The sequence below is a fragment of the Cupriavidus sp. 05T41 genome (assembly GCF_056396525.1).
In genome coordinates, this window is sequence record NZ_JBFTLQ010000001.1 from 1 (window position 1) to 15,930 (window position 15,930).

Consider the following 15,930-nt stretch of genomic DNA (forward strand, 5'->3'; position numbering starts at 1 on the left):
GTTTTTGCATAGTGCTCAAACCACTCAAAGCCAAAGCGAGTCAGCCTGTCGCTGTGCGCAACTACCAGGACTCTTATCTCACGCTGGCCGATTTCGTTCATCAACGCCTGGAATCGTTTGCGCTGAAAATTGAGTCCTCCTCCGATTTCCTCAATGAATTCGACGTTTGCAAGCCCGCGCGCGACAACAAACTCCTCCATGACCCGCCGCTGATTGGCTAAATCCGGCTTCTGAGCGGCACTGGACACTCGGCAATAGACCACCACGCGAGTGGGTGCCTTGCCGCCCGAGCGCTGAAGGCCGCGGAAGTCGGCCAGTTGCTGTTCGGTATAGACGCGCCGATTGCTATCACTTCGAGAGGCCGGAATGAGCCGACCCTCGCGTTCCCATCGCTGCAAAGTCTTCACAGACACGCCGAGCATTTCGGCAGCCTTTCCAGTGCTATATGTGCGCTCCATGGCAATAATTATACACTTTTGCACACTATTTCAAATACTAGAGTCGGTCTCCTTCGGATCCATGGCCCCCAGGTCCTTGAAGATTTCGAATTTCGTGCCCTTCACCTGGGCGATATACATGTTCATCCGGACGTGATGCTGGCCGGGCACCATTTCAGCCGGGCCGCCCGGCCCCTGAGCGATCTTCGCGTGGTCCAGTGCTTTGATCACACCATCCTGGTCCAGTGAGCCGGCTTCTTTTACCGCCGCCTCCCAGAGTTTCAGGCCACGGTACATGCCGGTGGCTGCGCTGCCAGCGGTGAATTTGGCGTCGCCTGGATAGAGCTTGTCATACTGCGCCAGCAGTTCCTTGCTAAAAGGATCGCTGACGTTCTGGTAGTAGTCGAGGCAACTGTACAGGCCCTCCACTTGTTCCGGCGGAAAGAAGCCCAGGAAGTTCTCCTCGAAGTACGTGCACACGAGCTGGCCGCCGCGCTTCATGAAGCCGGACTGATGGAGTTGTTCGAGGAACGACCCCAGGCCGGGCGGAACTATCGTGTTGAATACCACCTCGGCTGCGCTGGAGATGATCTTTTCGATTGTCGCTCCATAGTCGGTGTGGTCGAGCGGAAAGTACTCCTCGCCGACGATCGAGCCGCCATGGGCGGTTGCCACCTCACGCAGCTTCCTGTTCATCGTGCGCGGCCAGATGTAATCAGCCGATGGGCAGTAGAACTTCTTTGCTCCGGTTTTCTGCATCAGCCATGGAATCGTGGATTCAAGCTGCTGAGCCGGCACCGGGCCGGTGCAGAAGATCAGCGGGTGGCATTCCTCTCCTTCGTATTGCTCCGGATAGATGTAGAGCTTCTTGCCCTGCAAGACAGCAGAGCCCTTGATGGCTTGCCGCATGGAGCTGTAAATGCCGCCCAAGACAACGTCGACCTGATCTTGCTGGACGAGCTTCCTCGCCTTGGCTTCCCCGACGCTATCGGTCGTTGCGCTGTCCTCGAGGTACAGATCGATCTTCCGTCCCAACAAACCACCCCTTGCGTTGATCTCATCGATCACCATTCTGGCCACATTTGCATTGGCGATACCCAGGAACGAGAGGGGACCTGTCATGTCGGTGATGACGCCCACCTTGACGGATCCACTTGTTGATTCACTCATCGGTTCTTCTCCGCTCAAACGATCGGGTATCGGCGAACACCCGACGGCCACGATCAGTAGCGCAAGGCAAGGGCGCCGGCTTGCACCGCTAGCCGGGCGATATGGTCAAGACTAGTCCATTGGGGCAGTTTTTCCTGTCCGCTACCTCATGCGACTGGTGCTCCCGTTCAAGTCAAGAGTCAAGACGACCAATGACAGCTACAAGTTGTTAGGCAAGCGCCACATGATCGAGGGTGCAAGTGGCTGCTCAGGTCGATCATGCAAACCTCCCGATGAAAAGTAGCGGGAGCGACTTGCTGCGAAAGGTATGCGGCAAGCGGTATGGCGGCGACTGCCGTTAGCGCGGGCTCGACATGTGGTTCCCTGAGATGTTCGTCGTCCTTCAGGACACCGTTATGAGCCCCGCCGCTTTGCTCCAGGCCTCGCCACAGCGTCAACTCCCTTATGTGCGGTGGGCAACGTTCAACACGCAGTAGCGGCAGCAAATCGGCTTGTCGCTCAAGAGCGATATTGATAGGCTGCGGTAGTCTTACCTGCCCGATAGCATGCCGCGATCCGGAAGTCCGCCATGCGGCGAGCGCCATGGATGAGGAGGCGTGATGGCAAATGACAAGGAACCGGGGTCCACGCTGACGCGCCGGGAGTTCCTGCGCACGGCCGGGCAGGGCGCCGTGGCGTTGAGCCTTGGCTCGGGCGAAAGCACGCAGGCCGCAACGCCCGATGCCGACAAGCCAGCACCCGCCATGGGTGGCCGCCCGGCGGGCCCGTTTAACATTCTCTTCATCCTGGTCGATCAGGAGCGCCATTTCCAGCCTGGAGACCTGCCGGCGGACTATCGCCTGCCCGCACACGAGCGCCTGGCGAAGAGCGGCACCACGTTTGTGAACCATCTGATCAACTCGTGCGTCTGTACGCCATCGCGCTCCGTGCTTTACGCGGGGCAGCACATCCAGCAGACGCGGATGTTCGACAACACCAACTTCCCGTGGATCAGCAGTATGTCGACCGAGACACGCACGCTCGGCGACATGCTTCGCGACGCAGGCTACTACACCGCGTACAAGGGCAAGTGGCATCTCACCAAGGAATTCGAGACGGTCAACAAGCTCGGCACACCCACCAAGATCTTTACCGCCGAAATGGAAGCCTACGGCTTCTCTGATTACGTCGGCATTGGCGACATCATTGCCCACACAAGCGGCGGCTACCTGCACGACGGGGTGATCGCCGCAATGGGCGTGAGCTGGCTGCGCGGAAAAGGCCGCGAGCTGGCGGCACAAGGCAAGCCATGGTTCCTCGCGGTCAACCTGGTCAACCCGCATGACGTGATGTTCTACGACACCGACGCTCCCGGAACCGAGGTCCAGGCAAAGCGCGGACTCGCCCATGTCGCCCGCGACCCGGTTGACCCGCTGTATGCCAGGCAGTGGGACTTCACGCTGCCGGCAAGCCGGGCGCAGGCCCTCGATGCGCCGGGGCGGCCGCCGGCGCACCGCGATTTCCTTCGCTCGCACGATGCGCTGGTCGGCGCCATTCCAAACGAGGACGCGCGCTGGCGCCGGCGGCACAACTACTACCTGAACTGCATGCGCGATGTGGACCGCAATATCGCGGCCGTCCTGGCCGAACTCGACGCCAGCGGCCTCACCGACAAGACCATCGTGATCCTCACGTCCGACCACGGCGACATGGATGGTGCCCACCAGCTCCACGCCAAGGGCGCCGTCTCGTATCGGGAGCAGAACAACGTCCCGCTGATCATCGCTCACCCCGCCTATCAGGGTGGCAGGCAATGCCGCGCAGTCACATCGCACCTGGACATCGCGCCGACCTTGATTGCGATGACTGGCATCGGCGCCGACAAGCGCGTTGCCATCGTCAAGGGGCTGGCAGGGAAGGACTTCTCGGGGCTACTCGACGCGCCCGACCAGGCAGGCCTGGAAGTCGTCCGCAATGGCGCGCTGTTCTGCTACAACATGCTCGCCTATCTCGATGGCGACTTTCTTTTCAAGGCAGTGGACTACCTGCAAAAGGGCGGCAAGCCGGACCAGCTCAAGAGCGCCGGCATCCGGCCCAACCTGATGAAGCGGGGCGCGGTACGTTCGGTCTACGATGGACGCTACACCTTCGCACGGTACTTCTCGCCCAAGCAGCATAACCGGCCCACCACGCTGGAACAGCTCAACCGGTTCAATGACGTGGAGCTATACGATCTGCAGGCCGACCCGTTCGAGATGCACAATCTGGCGGCAGACAGCAGCCACCGCGATCTGCTTCTCGCCATGAACGACAAGCTGAACCGGCTGATAGACGCTGAAGTGGGTGAAGACCGTGGACAAATGCTCCCCGGTGGCATCGATGCAGGGTGGGACGTCACGGCGGAAACCATGGCCGGCGCATGATGCATCCGGGCCGATGCCCGGGGATCAATTCCCTGGCCCCCAATGCGCCCTCCAACTCGACCGGTTGAATCCATTAGCCAGGACCGGCCGTTGGCCGGCGCTTGCAGGTGGGCATTCAAACGTCAGCTCTTTTCAGGAGCGACCTCTCCTCCTTCGCCGGGTGCGCCCGCTAAGAGCGCGTTATTGGAATCCCATATCGGCAACACCTGGAGCGGATTACCTTGGTCGGAGTGCTGGACCCAGCCTGGGCCCGGCCGGAACCGGCGCGCAAGCGCAATGTTGAAAACGCTTAAATCGAGTGGCGGAACAATTGAATTCCAGTTTGCACACTGACTGTTCAAAATCGGGAGTTCAAGGCACGGGTGGCTGATATTCCGCCTGCGCCACCCATCTCCGAAGACCAGAGCTGCGAGGCCGGCATGCGCGACCAGGACGATGTCAATACGACCCGAAGGCTTCTTGCTGCACTCGGTGGTGCCTTTCCCCTGGCCTATGCGTCGCTGGCGGCCATGCCGCAGCCGGCCGCTGCCGCCGCAAAGAATGACGCGAAGGATGCTGCGCCGAAGGCGTCGGCCGCCACAGGCCACGCCCCAGCCCGGGAAGTGCAACCCCCTGCGGGGCTGCCCATGCACGCGGGATACGCACAGGTCATCGCCCGCATGGCCTATGTGTGGGGTTGGCCGATGGTGAACATGCTCAACCGCAATGCGCGCATCACCCAGGCGCCACACCCCGGCTTGCTGAACGGCGTACTGCCTGCCGCGCCGCGCGGCCAGGTGGGCATGCTTCATGACTACATCGATCCGTCCGAAACCTTCGTGACCTGCCCCAACCAGGACGTGGTGTACGGGCTTGGCTTCTTTTCGCTCGACCAGGAGCCGGTTGTCGCCCAGGTTCCCGACTTCGGCGAGCGGTTCTGGGTCTATGCGCTATACGATGCCCGCACCAACCAGTTCGGCCAGATGGGCAAGCCGTACAAGACCCGGCCCGGCTTCTACCTGCTGGCCGGGCCCAACTGGAAGGGCAACAAGCCGGCCGGCATCACGGCGATCATCCGTTGCCCGACTGCGCTGGCCAACGCCATCCCGCGCGTGTTCATGAACGACACCGCGGATGACCGAAAGGCAATCCAGCCCGTGCTCAACCAGGTTGTCTTCTATCCGCTCAAACAGTTCGACGGGAAGATGAAGACGATCGACTGGGCCAGGGCGCCCGAGATCCCGGGCCCTAAGTCCGATGGCGGCGGCGGTGGCGAAACCAAGTGGGTCATACCTGAGAAGTTCTTCGACCAGTTCGGCGAGGTGCTGGAAACCGTGCCGCCGCTGCCGGGGGAGGAAGCGATGTATGCGCAGTTCCGCTCGCTGATGGAGGCGGCGAACCGCGACCCGGAAATCAAGAAGATGCTCGTCTCCACGGCGGTCGAGACCGAGCGGGATGCCATCGATCCGTTCTTCGAATGGCGTCGCAACGGACTGCCGGCGGGCAATGGCTGGAACCGGTCTACCAACAATGCCCAGACGGGCTTCGACTACTTTGACCGCACCGGTACGGCCAAGTCGAACATGTTCGACAACCGGCCCACCGAGACACAGTACTTCTACACCGACTACGACGCATCCGGTGCCGCGCTCAATGGAGCAAACAGCTACGAGATCGTCTTTCCCGCAGGGCAGGAGCCGCCCGTCAACGGCTTCTGGTCGCTGACGCTCTACAACGACAAGCACCTCTTCCACGCGAACAACCTGAAGCGCTACTCGCTCGGCACCAAGAACACCTCGCTGAAGCGAAATCCCGATGGCTCTCTGACACTCCATGCCGGCGCAAAGTCGCCTGGCGGCGAACGTGAACCGAACTGGCTGCCCGCGCCGGGCGGCGCCTTTTCACTCTACATCCGTGCCTATTGGGGCAAGCAGCCGATCCTGGATGGTTCGTGGAAGCCGCCCGCCATCCGCAAGGTGGCCTGACATTCCCTTTGAAGTCGTCGGCCGGCTGCAACCACAAGCACGCACAAATTGCGGCCCGAGATGAAAGCACTGCGTTGGACTTCGATGGCATTGGCTGCCCTGGCGCTGGGCCTCTCAGGCGCCGCAATGGGGCAGGGTTCCCGCTACGACGCACTCGCCAATGCCGCATTCGAGAAGGACTACCCCACGCCGGAAACCTCGCGTGTGCTGCAGGACGAACTGATCTTCCAGCGCGCGACACAAGCCTACTTGTGGGCGTTGCCCGCCCTCAATATCTGGGCGATGAAGGAAGGATCGAAGAAGGTCTTCGGCGCAGGCTACAACGTCCTGCCGGTCTGGAAAGAGCGGATCAAGGCTTCCACGCAGGTGACGACACCAAACTCCGACGTCGTCTATGCGATGGGCTATATGGATCTCAGGAAAGACGGCCCGCTCGTCGTCGAGGCGCCGGCCGGGAACGCCGACGGCTCGACCGAATAGGACCAGCGCAAGAACCTCGAAGAGTAGGAAGCCAACGCGATTGGCACCGAATACCTGCGCGCGGAGCTGATCGAGGGAGGGGAAGCCGACAAGGTGCCATTGCTTGGCCAGCTTGACAATGGCTGCTTGCCGGCTAGAAAGCTGCCGCTAACGATCAAGTTAACCGGCGCGCCACCACCGACGCTTGCCAGGTTAATGGCAGAATTGGCGCGTCCAGTTGAACGAGTGGTTAGGGCGCACTTGACACGCCTCGCGCCGCTACTACTTCGTTCCTTCCGCCGGCAATGCCTGTTTCAGCTGTGCGATCGTCCGTTCGATCGCGTCCCGGCCTGCGGCTTGATCCTTACGTGCGGCCGTGGCCAAGTTGAACCCGTGACCGACGCCGTCGTACTCATGCAGCGTCAGCATGGGTGGGGAGGAGGCCTTGGCAGCGTCGGCGAGTTGGCGCGCCGTTTCGATTCGGCAGCAATCCTTGTAGGTGTCTGCCGTACCGGCAAACATTTGCACTGGAACCTTGATCTTGGCGACAAAGTCGGCCGGGTCCTTGATGAAAGCGGTGTACGGATAGCCTACAACGACCGCTGCAACGAGCTCTGGCATCCGCGCCGCGTAGGTCAGCGCGGTCGCTCCGCCGAGCGAATAGCCAACGACGCCCACCTTGCCTGGCAGCGCGCGCGCGCCCGCCTGAGCCCGCGTAATCACCTCTTTGAGCATGCTCCAGGCACGGCTCGTGTCTTTGATCCAGAATTCATTGCCGTCGACCAGAACGACATCGAAGCCGGCGTCGGCGATCTGCTGCGCGGTCATCACGTAGCCAGGCATGCCCGTTTGGCCAGAAACAAGGACGACGACGCGTCCATTACCTGACTTCGGTAGGAACTCTTTCTGTTTTGGACCAGAGTCCTGAGCGCCCGCGCACAATGAAACGGCCGCAAGCAAGGATACGAGGAACCGGAAAAAAACACTCAGCATGGGCGCCTCCTTGAATTCGCGCACCGCCCCTTCAGCGCATTGTGATGCTACCCCACAGCGTCGTTCGTCCCGCGTGCGCAACCTGCTGTGGGGGACCTGGCCGTATTTATACGGACAGTGGTGTCCGCATAACAATAGATATTGATGGATTTATAGTCTCCAACTGCTTGACATGCAAATTTGTGCCCTGTTCAAGCTCAGACCAATGACAGCTGCAAGTTCGGTCAGGGACGGTCGCAGCTTCGCGGCGGGGCATCCGGCCGAGATCGGGCCAGGAGCGGCCGATCAGAGCGTGAGCCGCCAAGCGGACGTTGACCGGCGACCGAACCACCATGCAGCAGATGGCGGGGTGGTCGTCTTGCCGGGCAACGCCCACACATTGTCAGTTCGCAGCGTTAAGTGATTTCAAGTGAGCGAAGCCAGCCGCCTCCGCAAAGTCCGGGAGACGCCAGATCGCGCCGTTTGCTCCCCATGAGCCCTCCGTGACATCGTGAACGATTACCGAGGTGGCGAGGCGGCGTTGGTCTGCAGTGGGCAACGCCTGCCTGAAGGCATCGTGGACAAGACTGACGTATCGGGCGCGGGTGGCCGCGTCCAGCACGCCGGCGGGTAAGTAAATCATTGCAACGCACGGCAGAATCTGTGCTGTCATATCAATTCCTCCGCACGTCCAGAATCCCGGCGCGACTTCGTCAATCACAACCCAGCACAGGAAGCGCTTCTTTGCATCGTCGGGAATCTGTTCTGCACTTGCAGCAGCCTGATTGAGCAGGCGTACCAGCGCCTCGCGATGCTGGGTGGGAAAAGAATTCTTGGGAAGCTTGACGAGAATGTTTGGCAAGACAGCTCCTTCGTTTGTGTACGGGAGCTTGTATTAGAGCGTCGGCACGCGCAGAATCCGAGTGTCTGATTGGACATCTTTCATGCGTATCCAGCCATTCTATGATTTCACGATCCTCGTCCTTGACGGCGCCTATTCCTCGAGCGTCGCGCTAACACTCGACATTCTTTCGGCCGCAGCTTCCGTGTCAGCGCGCGTTGGCGTCGCGGCGCCCCGATGGCGCATCTACTCGACTGCCGGCAACAGGGTGCAGCTCGGGCACGGTATCTCAATCGATGCGAAACCGTTGCCAAAGACCCCGCGCGCCGATGGTTCGATCTGGATCGTGCCCGGACTGGGACTTGAAAGCGCAATCGATATATCGCGCCGTATGGAACAAGATGACGCGCTCATGGCAATCAAGGTCTTGCGCAATCATGCGCAGCGTGGCGGCACCGTAGCGGCGTCCTGTTCCGCGGTTTTCCTGCTTCAGGCGGCCGGTCTGCTCGCCGAGCGCCGGGCGACAACGTCGTGGTGGCTGGCGCCGTTACTTCAACGGCTGGAGAAACGCTGCACAGTCGATGCCGACCGCATAGTGATTGAGGACTCCAGGGTCGTGACCGCAGGCGCGGCACTCGCGCAAACCGATTTGCTGTTGTATTTGCTGCGTAGCAAGTCCGGGCCGGCGCTGGCGGATACCTTATCCCGTGTGCTTCTTGTCGACGCGCGACAGGCACAGGCACCGTTCATCGCGCCGTCGCTGCTCGCGAATGGAAGCGAGCTCATAGGCAAGATCGTCGCGCATGCAGAGGCCTCGCTGCCTGAGTTGCCCGGTTTGGCCCAGCTGGCGGAGCAGTTTTGCATGTCGGAACGCACACTAACGCGTCATGTGCGGGCCGCCACGGGGCGTAGCACGCAGGATTTGTTGCAAAGCGTCCGGCTTGGCAGGGCGCGTATGCTGCTTGCCACAAGCCGGATGACCGTGGAACAGATCGCCGAGCAAGTAGGCTACAGAGACGCAACGGCTCTCAGAAGGATGATGCGCAAACTTGTCGGTGCAACCCCCAGACAGTTCAGACCGAACGCGTACTGAGCGCCCGGTTGATCTGGTATCAACACAGGGTTGACTGTCCGCTCCGGTCTTTCGCGATCGGCAGCAGTGGGGCGGCCTCGGTCGACCGCCCGTCGGTCTCGGCCGTCGCTTGCCGGCCAGGAACGGGTCGTTAGACACCGCCTCGAAGAGCGTAGACAATTCGCAAAGTCACCCCCTTGCTAGCAACTGCCCATCACGATGAAGTTGAGGCCTCCACTGCCCGCGGTAAGAGCACTCATTGAGCACATGCTTCGTGGAGTCTCGAAGTCGGCAAGACGGGCGGCCCGGGGTTTATTCCTCGACACGTGCATTAGATGAAGCTAAACGGTATCCGGAGGCACTCCATGCAGGAAGAGAAAATACGTGAAACCCTGAATGCGCACTGGCAAGCGTCGGCGGCCGGCGATCTCGACGCAGAACACGATATTTACGATGACGATGCCATCTGTGACTATCCCCAGTCAGGTGAGCGAATCCTTGGGCGAATGAATTTGCAGGCACTGCGGAGTCATCATCCAGGCAAGCCAGCAGGTTTCGATGTCAGGCGAGTTCAAGGAGAGGGTAATCTGTGGGTCACGGAATACTCGATCACCTATGACGGGCGACCGGCTTACACGGTAAGCATCATGGAGTTCTGCAACGGCAAGGTCGTTCACGAGACCCAGTATTTTTCGGATCCCTTTGAGGCGCCGGGTTGGCGGAGTCAATGGGTTCAGCAGATCGCGTGACAACGCATTGCGGCGAGATAAGCACAGTCGCTTAATGGTACGCCAATGCCAGCGCATCGTCTCCTGCGCTACGAACCAATCTGATGCCCGGCGGTCCTCGCGCCCAGCAGCTTGCGATGCGCAAGGAGGAGAAGCGGAGTCGTTGCCATCGATAGTGCAACGACGACGGTGACAACAGACAGTTGCTCGGCATGGATCAGGTTGGCCGACTGTGCTGCCCCCATCACGACAAAGGCAAATTCGCCGCCCTGTGAAAGCAGGATCGCGAAGTAAGTCCGATGCTCAGGCGGCAGGTTGACCCGGTTGGCCAGATACTTGAGTGCGAGAAACTTGCCTCCAGTCAGGGCAATCACCAGCAGGGCCACAAGCCATGTCCTATCGGCCAGGACACCAAAATCAATCGTCATGCCGACAGCGATAAAAAACAGTCCGAGCAGGATGCCTTTGAAGGGCGCCATATCAGATTCAATCTCCTCGCGGCATGTGGATCCGGCCAGCAGCAGTCCGGCCATGAAGGCGCCAAGGGACATCGACAGGTGAACGACGTGCATCAGCAAGGCGATGGCGATGACCCAGAGCAGCGCAAAGATGGTGAAGATCTCGCGCGTCTTGCTCCACTGGATCACGTGCAGGATGTATTTCAGCAGGAAGCGCCCGCCGACGAGCACCACGGCGATCATGGCCAGTGCCTTCCCGGCGGCGAGCCACCCGCCCGACGCGCTGGCTTCCGCAGGGATCGGCGCCAGCAGCGGCAACAAGGCAATCATCGGAATGGCGGCGATATCCTGGAACAGGAGGATGCCAAAGCTCGCTTGCCCAAGCGGCGTATCCATCAGGTGATTCTGCTCGAGGATAGCGATCACCATCGCAGTGGAAGACAGCGACAAGGCAAAGCCGGCTGCCACACCCACCCGCCAAGGGAGGCCGAAGGCGATGAACGCCACTGCCAGCAGCGCCGCACACAGAACCACTTGGGCCGCGCCATAGCCAAAGATGGAGTGGCGCATCGCCCACAGCTTGTCGATTTCCATCTCGATGCCGATGATGAACATCATCAGCACAATGCCCAGTTCGGATATGTCCAGGATCGAGTGGACATCCGTGACGAGCCTCAGCCCCCAGGGCCCGATCACGGCCCCAGCTACCAAGTAGCCAAGCACCGAGCCGAAGCCCAAACGAACCGACAGCGGCACCGCGATCAATGCCGCCGCTAGAAATATCACCGAGTCAGCCAGCAATTGTTCCATCAGTACGCTCCTCGTTGGGCCGAGACCGATGGCGTTCCATCCCCCGATATTGCCGGCCTTGTGCGGTCGTCCTAAGTGATCCTAGACCATCCATTAAGGAGGCGCGTGTACTGTACAAGTGATGCCGCCCTCACGACTGCACCAAACTCATATATTGCAACGCTCAACTGGACGTATGAATCGGCGCACTATGGGCATCTACGCAGCGCCCCATCGGTTTGATCTCGAGTTACCCAATCTCATCCCCGGCGAGTTTTTTCACGGCGTTTGGCACCCTCGCCATCCATCGCGATCTGGCCAAATACTTTACGAGTCTAAAAACGTTATTAGTACATCGCAACGCATGGCGGCGAAAAGGTCGATTTGCACGTGCCGTATGAGACATGTGAAATGGCGCCTGGTCTCGCGTGGCATGGGAGCGCTCGCGCGCTGGCTTACAATGAGCGCCTTGCCATGGCCACGCCAAACCAAATGCCCGCGGAGAAAAAGCGAATAACAGTGCTCGATGTAGCCCGCCATGCGGGCGTTTCACAGGGCACGGTATCGAGGGTAATCACCGGCAAGAACTGGGTATCCGAGGAGGCGCGGCAACTCGTCGAAGCATCCGTTCGCGAACTCGGATACGTGCCCAATCCGATGGCACAAGGACTCAAGAGTCAGCGCTCGAAAGCCGTCGCTGCACTGGTTTCCGACATATCCAACCCGTTGCACGGCGTATTCCTGGCCGCTGCGGAAGAAGTTCTCGACGAAGCTGGTTACCTGCTATTCGTCTCCAGCACGCATAGTCAGCCGCAGCGCGAGGTCGCGCTTCTCAACGCCTACGGCTCGGGTCGCGTTGATGGGCTCATCGTCGCCCATGCCGACGAAGCCGACAAAAAAGTCGCACAGGTACTGGAGGCGAGCAAGCTGCCGATCGTCTTTCATGACCGGGAAAGCCATGGCATGGGCGACGCTGTCATCGCCGATCACATGAGCGGCGCCCTGGAAGCCACGCGGTATCTGCTCGGACTGGGTCACAAGCGTATCGCGGTACTGACGCCAGCCTCGAGAATTCGTCCCGGACGTGAACGTTTGCGCGGATACGAAATGGCGCTGGCGGAGTCCGGGATTGCATTGGATCCCTCGCTGATCTGCGAACTAGACGCCTCCGGTCACGAAGCTTACAGTCAAACTCGAGGACTACTGGAGCAGGGCACTTGCCCTACTGCCGTGATCTGCCTGGGAACCGGCATGCTCGCGGGTGTCCTCTCCGCGATCGCATCATCCGGGCTGAAAATCCCCGAGGAGATTTCGCTCATCGGGGTAGGCGATACCGACCTGGTCCGCCTGCATACGCCCCCGATCACTTCGCTCAAATGGGACATCGGCGAATGTGGAAGGATTGCCGCGCGCATGCTGCTCGCCCGGCTTCGGGGCGGAACGCCTCCTGATGTCAAGGCGGAGACGGCGCGGGTCCCGGTGGAGCTTGTTATCCGGCACTCGTGTGCGCCGCCCCGCGCCCGCAACTAGCTTTCGATCGCGATTTCGAAGGTGCGCAGGTAGTTGCACACTAGCTGGTAGAAGCCGACAGTCATGACAAGGTCCATGAGCCCCTTGTAGCCGAACATGTCGACGGCGTCATGACGCTCCTGTCCGACCAGCTCGTGATTGTTCACGATGCTGTCGGTCCAGGTGATCACAGAGCGCTCAGCATCGCTAAGTCCCTCAGCCCTGGCTCCCAGCCTGGCGCCTGCGATTCCGGCTTCCGACAGGCCAGCGGCGCGCGCCAGCCTTTCATGGTGGTACAGCTCGTACGGAGCGTCATACAGATTGCCGACGCGCAAGATCACCAGTTCGCGCAACGGTCCGGACAGTGTGTTGCCACGAAGTATCCCTTCCGCCAGTGAGAAGTAGCCAGGCGCCATGTTTGGCGAGTGGAAGAGCATCTTGAAGACGTTCAGTGGTTTCTTTTCGACCACTTCGCGCCACTCACTGGCCACATTTTCCATATTAGGGTACGGAATCGTCATTTTTTCTCCTCGGTATCGATGTTGATGGGGTGCCAGGCGTCCAGTCGCGGCGCCTGCAGATGCAAGCTCCCTCTTGAAAACGACTAATAACGATATTAGTATAGATGCCATGCCGCTGGCTAGTCGTGGTTCGCTGCTGGCGTGCAGCTCAAGAACATCTGGAGACAGCTTTATGATTGATCGCCGCAGGTTCCTGGCAACGCTTGCCGTTGCTGGCACCATTCCGTGGTGCACATCGGCTCGGGCAGCCGATGGTGCCTTCCCCAACAAGCCAGTCAAGATCGTCGTGCCGAATCCTCCGGGTGGCGCTTCGGACGTCATGGCGCGCCTGATTGCAACCGACCTCGGCCAGATGTGGCGACAGCCCGTCATCGTTGAGAATCGGGCAGGGGCAGGCGGCAGCATTGGCGCCGAGTATGTCGCCCGCTCGCCCGGAGACGGATACACGCTGCTGATGGGCGGTATCGCGTCTCATGCGATCAACCCCGCTCTCTACAAAAACATCAACTACGACCCGATTCGAGATTTCACAGCACTGACGCTGGTTGGAACACTGGCAAACGTCCTGCTCGCGCACCCATCCTTCCCGGCCGAGAATCTGAAGCAGATGATCGACCTGGTGCGCGCGAACCCGAACAAGTATTCATACGCGTCGGTCGGCAACGGAACGTCTCCGCATCTGTCGGGTGAGCTCTTCTGTGAGATGACAGGGCTGAAGATGGTCCACGTCCCGTACAAGGGGAGCGCCGCCGCGTTGAATGACCTTCTCGCTGGTCAGATCCAGCTGGGGTTCGACAATCTGTCTGCAGGGCTGCCGTTCATCAGGGAAAAGAAGCTCAAGGCCCTCGCCGTCACGACAAAGACGCGGTCGCCCTTGCTCCCGAGTGTGCCAACTGTTGCAGAGTCCGGTGTGCCGGAGTACGACCTTACCTCCTGGGCAGCCCTGTTTGCACCCGCCCGCCTGCCAAGCGCCATCGCACAGAAAATCAGCAGTGACGTCGGTTCCATTCTGCGCAAGCCCGCGGTCGCCGAGAAGCTGCTCACGCTCGGGGTAACCGCGACACCCAGCACACCGGCTGAATTCTCCTCCTTCCTGGCCAGCGAGGTCAGCAAATACCGATCGCTGTCCCAGAAGGCAAACCTTCACATCGGGTAAAACCATGCATCGAAAACTGGAAGGACGCATTGCAGTGGTGATCGGCGGTGGCAATCCGCCGCAGGGTCAAAGCAACGGCGGGGCGGCAGCGCAATGCTACGCAAGGGATGGCGCTACGGTTGTATGCGTCGACATTGATCTCGCCGCGGCTCAGCGAACGGTAGACAAAATCGTTGAAGCCGGCGGGAAGGCCGTTGCCGCACAAGCAGACGCAGCAAAGCTGGCGGACATTGTCGCCATCAAAGATCTGACGATCGATCGCTACGGCCGGGTCGACATCCTCCATAACAACGTGGGCGCCGAACATGTTTGCGAACTGGAGGAGATCACCGAAGAGCAATGGGATCGCATTCATGACATCAACCTGAAAAGCGTCATGTTCGCGTGTCAGCAGTTCATTCCGTTGATGGTCAGGCAGGGCGGAGGCTCGGTGATGAATATTTCGTCGACAGCCAGCATTCGGCCAAGCCCGACTACGTTCTACCTGTCGTACAACACGTCGAAGGCGGCGGTGAACCATCTGACCAGAGTGCTCGCGCGCCGGTATGCCCGCGATCAGGTTCGCGTCAACGTCATTCTCCCAGGGATGATCCGCACCGAGCACGCGACAAGGCTCTATGCCGATCCGATCCAGGCGAATATCGACCGCGATGCGCGTTGCCCCATGGGAAGACAAGGTACGCCAGAAGACATCGGGAACGCAGCAGCATTCCTCGCCAGCGACGACGCCAAATACATCACGGGTATCGAGCTGCGAGTCGACGGCGCACTTTCCCTCTAAGTCGCAACCGATAGCCCTTGCCCGCTCACGCTATCGCGGGCACAGCGTCGCTTTGCACATCCATGGTGGCCACGTCCACCAAATCAATCATCCGTTCGGAGTGCACACTCATGAGTCAAATTTACGCCGGCATTCGTCAAATCGGCTACGTCGTCAAGGATATCGAGAAGGCAATGGAACACTGGTCGCGCGTGCTCGGCGTTGGCCCGTGGTTCTATCGTGAAGACGCGACACCCTCGACCTTCACGTACTACGGCGAAAAATCCACACCGCCGAAGGTCTCGATTGCGGTGGCCAACTCTGGCTACATCCAGCTCGAGCTGATTCAACAGCACGATGATGCGCCATCGCTTTATCTGGATTCTCTCAAAGCCGCCGGCGGCGACTGCACGCAGCATGTCGCCTTCTGGACGGAAGACCAGTTCGACGCGCTTCGCGCTCAGTTGATTGAGTCCGGCTACGTTGAGGGTCACGCCGGTCAAATGGGAGAGCGTGGCCGGTTCACCTACCTTGTCCACAAGGATCTTCCGAGCTGCGTAATCGAGATCTCCGAGTTACGCGGTGGCAAGGGGGAGTACTTCAAAAGGGTGGCGGCAGCCGCGCAAGAGTGGAGTGGCAAAGAGGCCATCATCCGCGTTTGAGCAAATGCCTGCCCACATTAACCAAGCGAC

Annotated in this window: 15 protein-coding genes; 9 read left to right on the forward strand and 6 right to left on the reverse strand. The window is 60.2% G+C overall.

Features of this window, described 5'->3' with window-relative positions; translation table 11 throughout:
• Nucleotides 1–458, reverse strand: a 458-nt coding sequence (locus tag AC1DKV_RS00005) for an IS607 family transposase (RefSeq protein WP_477137344.1), incomplete at its 3' end; no start/stop codon positions are given.
• Nucleotides 459–488: 30 nt separating this feature from the next.
• Nucleotides 489–1,607 (reverse strand): substrate-binding protein, encoded by a 1,119-nt coding sequence (locus AC1DKV_RS00010; RefSeq protein ID WP_477137345.1) that lies wholly within the window; start codon nucleotides 1,605–1,607, stop codon nucleotides 489–491.
• A gap of 599 nt (nucleotides 1,608–2,206) precedes the next feature.
• On the opposite strand from AC1DKV_RS00010, the gene AC1DKV_RS00015 reads away from it, so the two are divergent.
• The 3 genes from AC1DKV_RS00015 (at nucleotide 2,207) to AC1DKV_RS00025 (ending at nucleotide 6,453) form a co-directional block, all read left to right on the forward strand.
• The gene (locus AC1DKV_RS00015) at nucleotides 2,207–4,009 is read left to right on the forward strand and encodes a sulfatase family protein (RefSeq protein WP_477137346.1); all 1,803 of its coding nucleotides are present in this window, start codon (nucleotides 2,207–2,209) and stop codon (nucleotides 4,007–4,009) included.
• Nucleotides 4,010–4,635: 626 nt separating this feature from the next.
• Entirely contained in the window at nucleotides 4,636–5,973 is a 1,338-nt protein-coding gene (locus AC1DKV_RS00020) for a DUF1254 domain-containing protein (protein WP_441649685.1), read from the forward strand.
• A 60-nt stretch (nucleotides 5,974–6,033) separates the two neighbouring features.
• Nucleotides 6,034–6,453, forward strand: a complete 420-nt coding sequence (locus tag AC1DKV_RS00025) for a DUF1254 domain-containing protein (RefSeq protein WP_441614082.1) — start codon at nucleotides 6,034–6,036, stop codon at nucleotides 6,451–6,453.
• A gap of 261 nt (nucleotides 6,454–6,714) precedes the next feature.
• Here AC1DKV_RS00025 and AC1DKV_RS00030 read toward each other — a convergent pair whose 3' ends face one another.
• On the reverse strand, nucleotides 6,715–7,425 hold the full coding sequence (locus AC1DKV_RS00030) for a dienelactone hydrolase family protein (RefSeq protein ID WP_441614083.1): 711 nt from the start codon (nucleotides 7,423–7,425) through the stop codon (nucleotides 6,715–6,717).
• Between the two features lie 382 nt (nucleotides 7,426–7,807).
• Nucleotides 7,808–8,266, reverse strand: a complete 459-nt coding sequence (locus tag AC1DKV_RS00035) for a tautomerase (protein ID WP_441614084.1) — start codon at nucleotides 8,264–8,266, stop codon at nucleotides 7,808–7,810.
• 82 nt (nucleotides 8,267–8,348) lie between these two features.
• On the opposite strand from AC1DKV_RS00035, the gene AC1DKV_RS00040 reads away from it, so the two are divergent.
• Together AC1DKV_RS00040 and AC1DKV_RS00045 are read left to right on the forward strand one after the other, a co-directional pair.
• On the forward strand, nucleotides 8,349–9,338 hold the full coding sequence (locus AC1DKV_RS00040) for a GlxA family transcriptional regulator (protein ID WP_441614085.1): 990 nt from the start codon (nucleotides 8,349–8,351) through the stop codon (nucleotides 9,336–9,338).
• Between the two features lie 344 nt (nucleotides 9,339–9,682).
• Nucleotides 9,683–10,066 (forward strand): nuclear transport factor 2 family protein, encoded by a 384-nt coding sequence (locus AC1DKV_RS00045; protein ID WP_441614086.1) that lies wholly within the window; start codon nucleotides 9,683–9,685, stop codon nucleotides 10,064–10,066.
• 68 nt (nucleotides 10,067–10,134) lie between these two features.
• Here AC1DKV_RS00045 and AC1DKV_RS00050 read toward each other — a convergent pair whose 3' ends face one another.
• Nucleotides 10,135–11,313: a monovalent cation:proton antiporter-2 (CPA2) family protein gene (locus AC1DKV_RS00050; RefSeq protein ID WP_441614087.1), complete on the reverse strand. Its 1,179-nt coding sequence runs from the start codon at nucleotides 11,311–11,313 to the stop codon at nucleotides 10,135–10,137.
• Between the two features lie 453 nt (nucleotides 11,314–11,766).
• Here AC1DKV_RS00050 and AC1DKV_RS00055 point away from each other — a divergent pair, with 453 nt between their 5' ends.
• Nucleotides 11,767–12,822 carry a LacI family DNA-binding transcriptional regulator gene (locus tag AC1DKV_RS00055; protein ID WP_441614088.1) on the forward strand — a complete coding sequence of 352 codons (1,056 nt, stop codon included), beginning with the start codon at nucleotides 11,767–11,769 and terminating at the stop codon, nucleotides 12,820–12,822.
• Here the strand turns inward: AC1DKV_RS00055 and AC1DKV_RS00060 are convergent.
• Nucleotides 12,819–13,322: a carboxymuconolactone decarboxylase family protein gene (locus AC1DKV_RS00060; RefSeq protein WP_441614089.1), complete on the reverse strand. Its 504-nt coding sequence runs from the start codon at nucleotides 13,320–13,322 to the stop codon at nucleotides 12,819–12,821. The two genes, AC1DKV_RS00055 and AC1DKV_RS00060, sit on opposite strands and share 4 nt — an antisense overlap.
• Before the next feature lie 172 nt (nucleotides 13,323–13,494).
• Here AC1DKV_RS00060 and AC1DKV_RS00065 point away from each other — a divergent pair, with 172 nt between their 5' ends.
• The 3 genes from AC1DKV_RS00065 to AC1DKV_RS00075 all read left to right on the forward strand — a co-directional run bounded on the left by AC1DKV_RS00065 (nucleotide 13,495) and on the right by AC1DKV_RS00075 (nucleotide 15,900).
• A complete protein-coding gene (locus tag AC1DKV_RS00065) occupies nucleotides 13,495–14,478 on the forward strand; it encodes a Bug family tripartite tricarboxylate transporter substrate binding protein (protein WP_441614090.1) in 984 nt (327 codons plus the stop codon).
• 4 nt (nucleotides 14,479–14,482) lie between these two features.
• Entirely contained in the window at nucleotides 14,483–15,259 is a 777-nt protein-coding gene (locus tag AC1DKV_RS00070) for an SDR family NAD(P)-dependent oxidoreductase (protein WP_441614091.1), read from the forward strand.
• A 110-nt stretch (nucleotides 15,260–15,369) separates the two neighbouring features.
• On the forward strand, nucleotides 15,370–15,900 hold the full coding sequence (locus AC1DKV_RS00075) for a VOC family protein (protein WP_441614092.1): 531 nt from the start codon (nucleotides 15,370–15,372) through the stop codon (nucleotides 15,898–15,900).
• Nucleotides 15,901–15,930 lie beyond the last annotated feature (30 nt).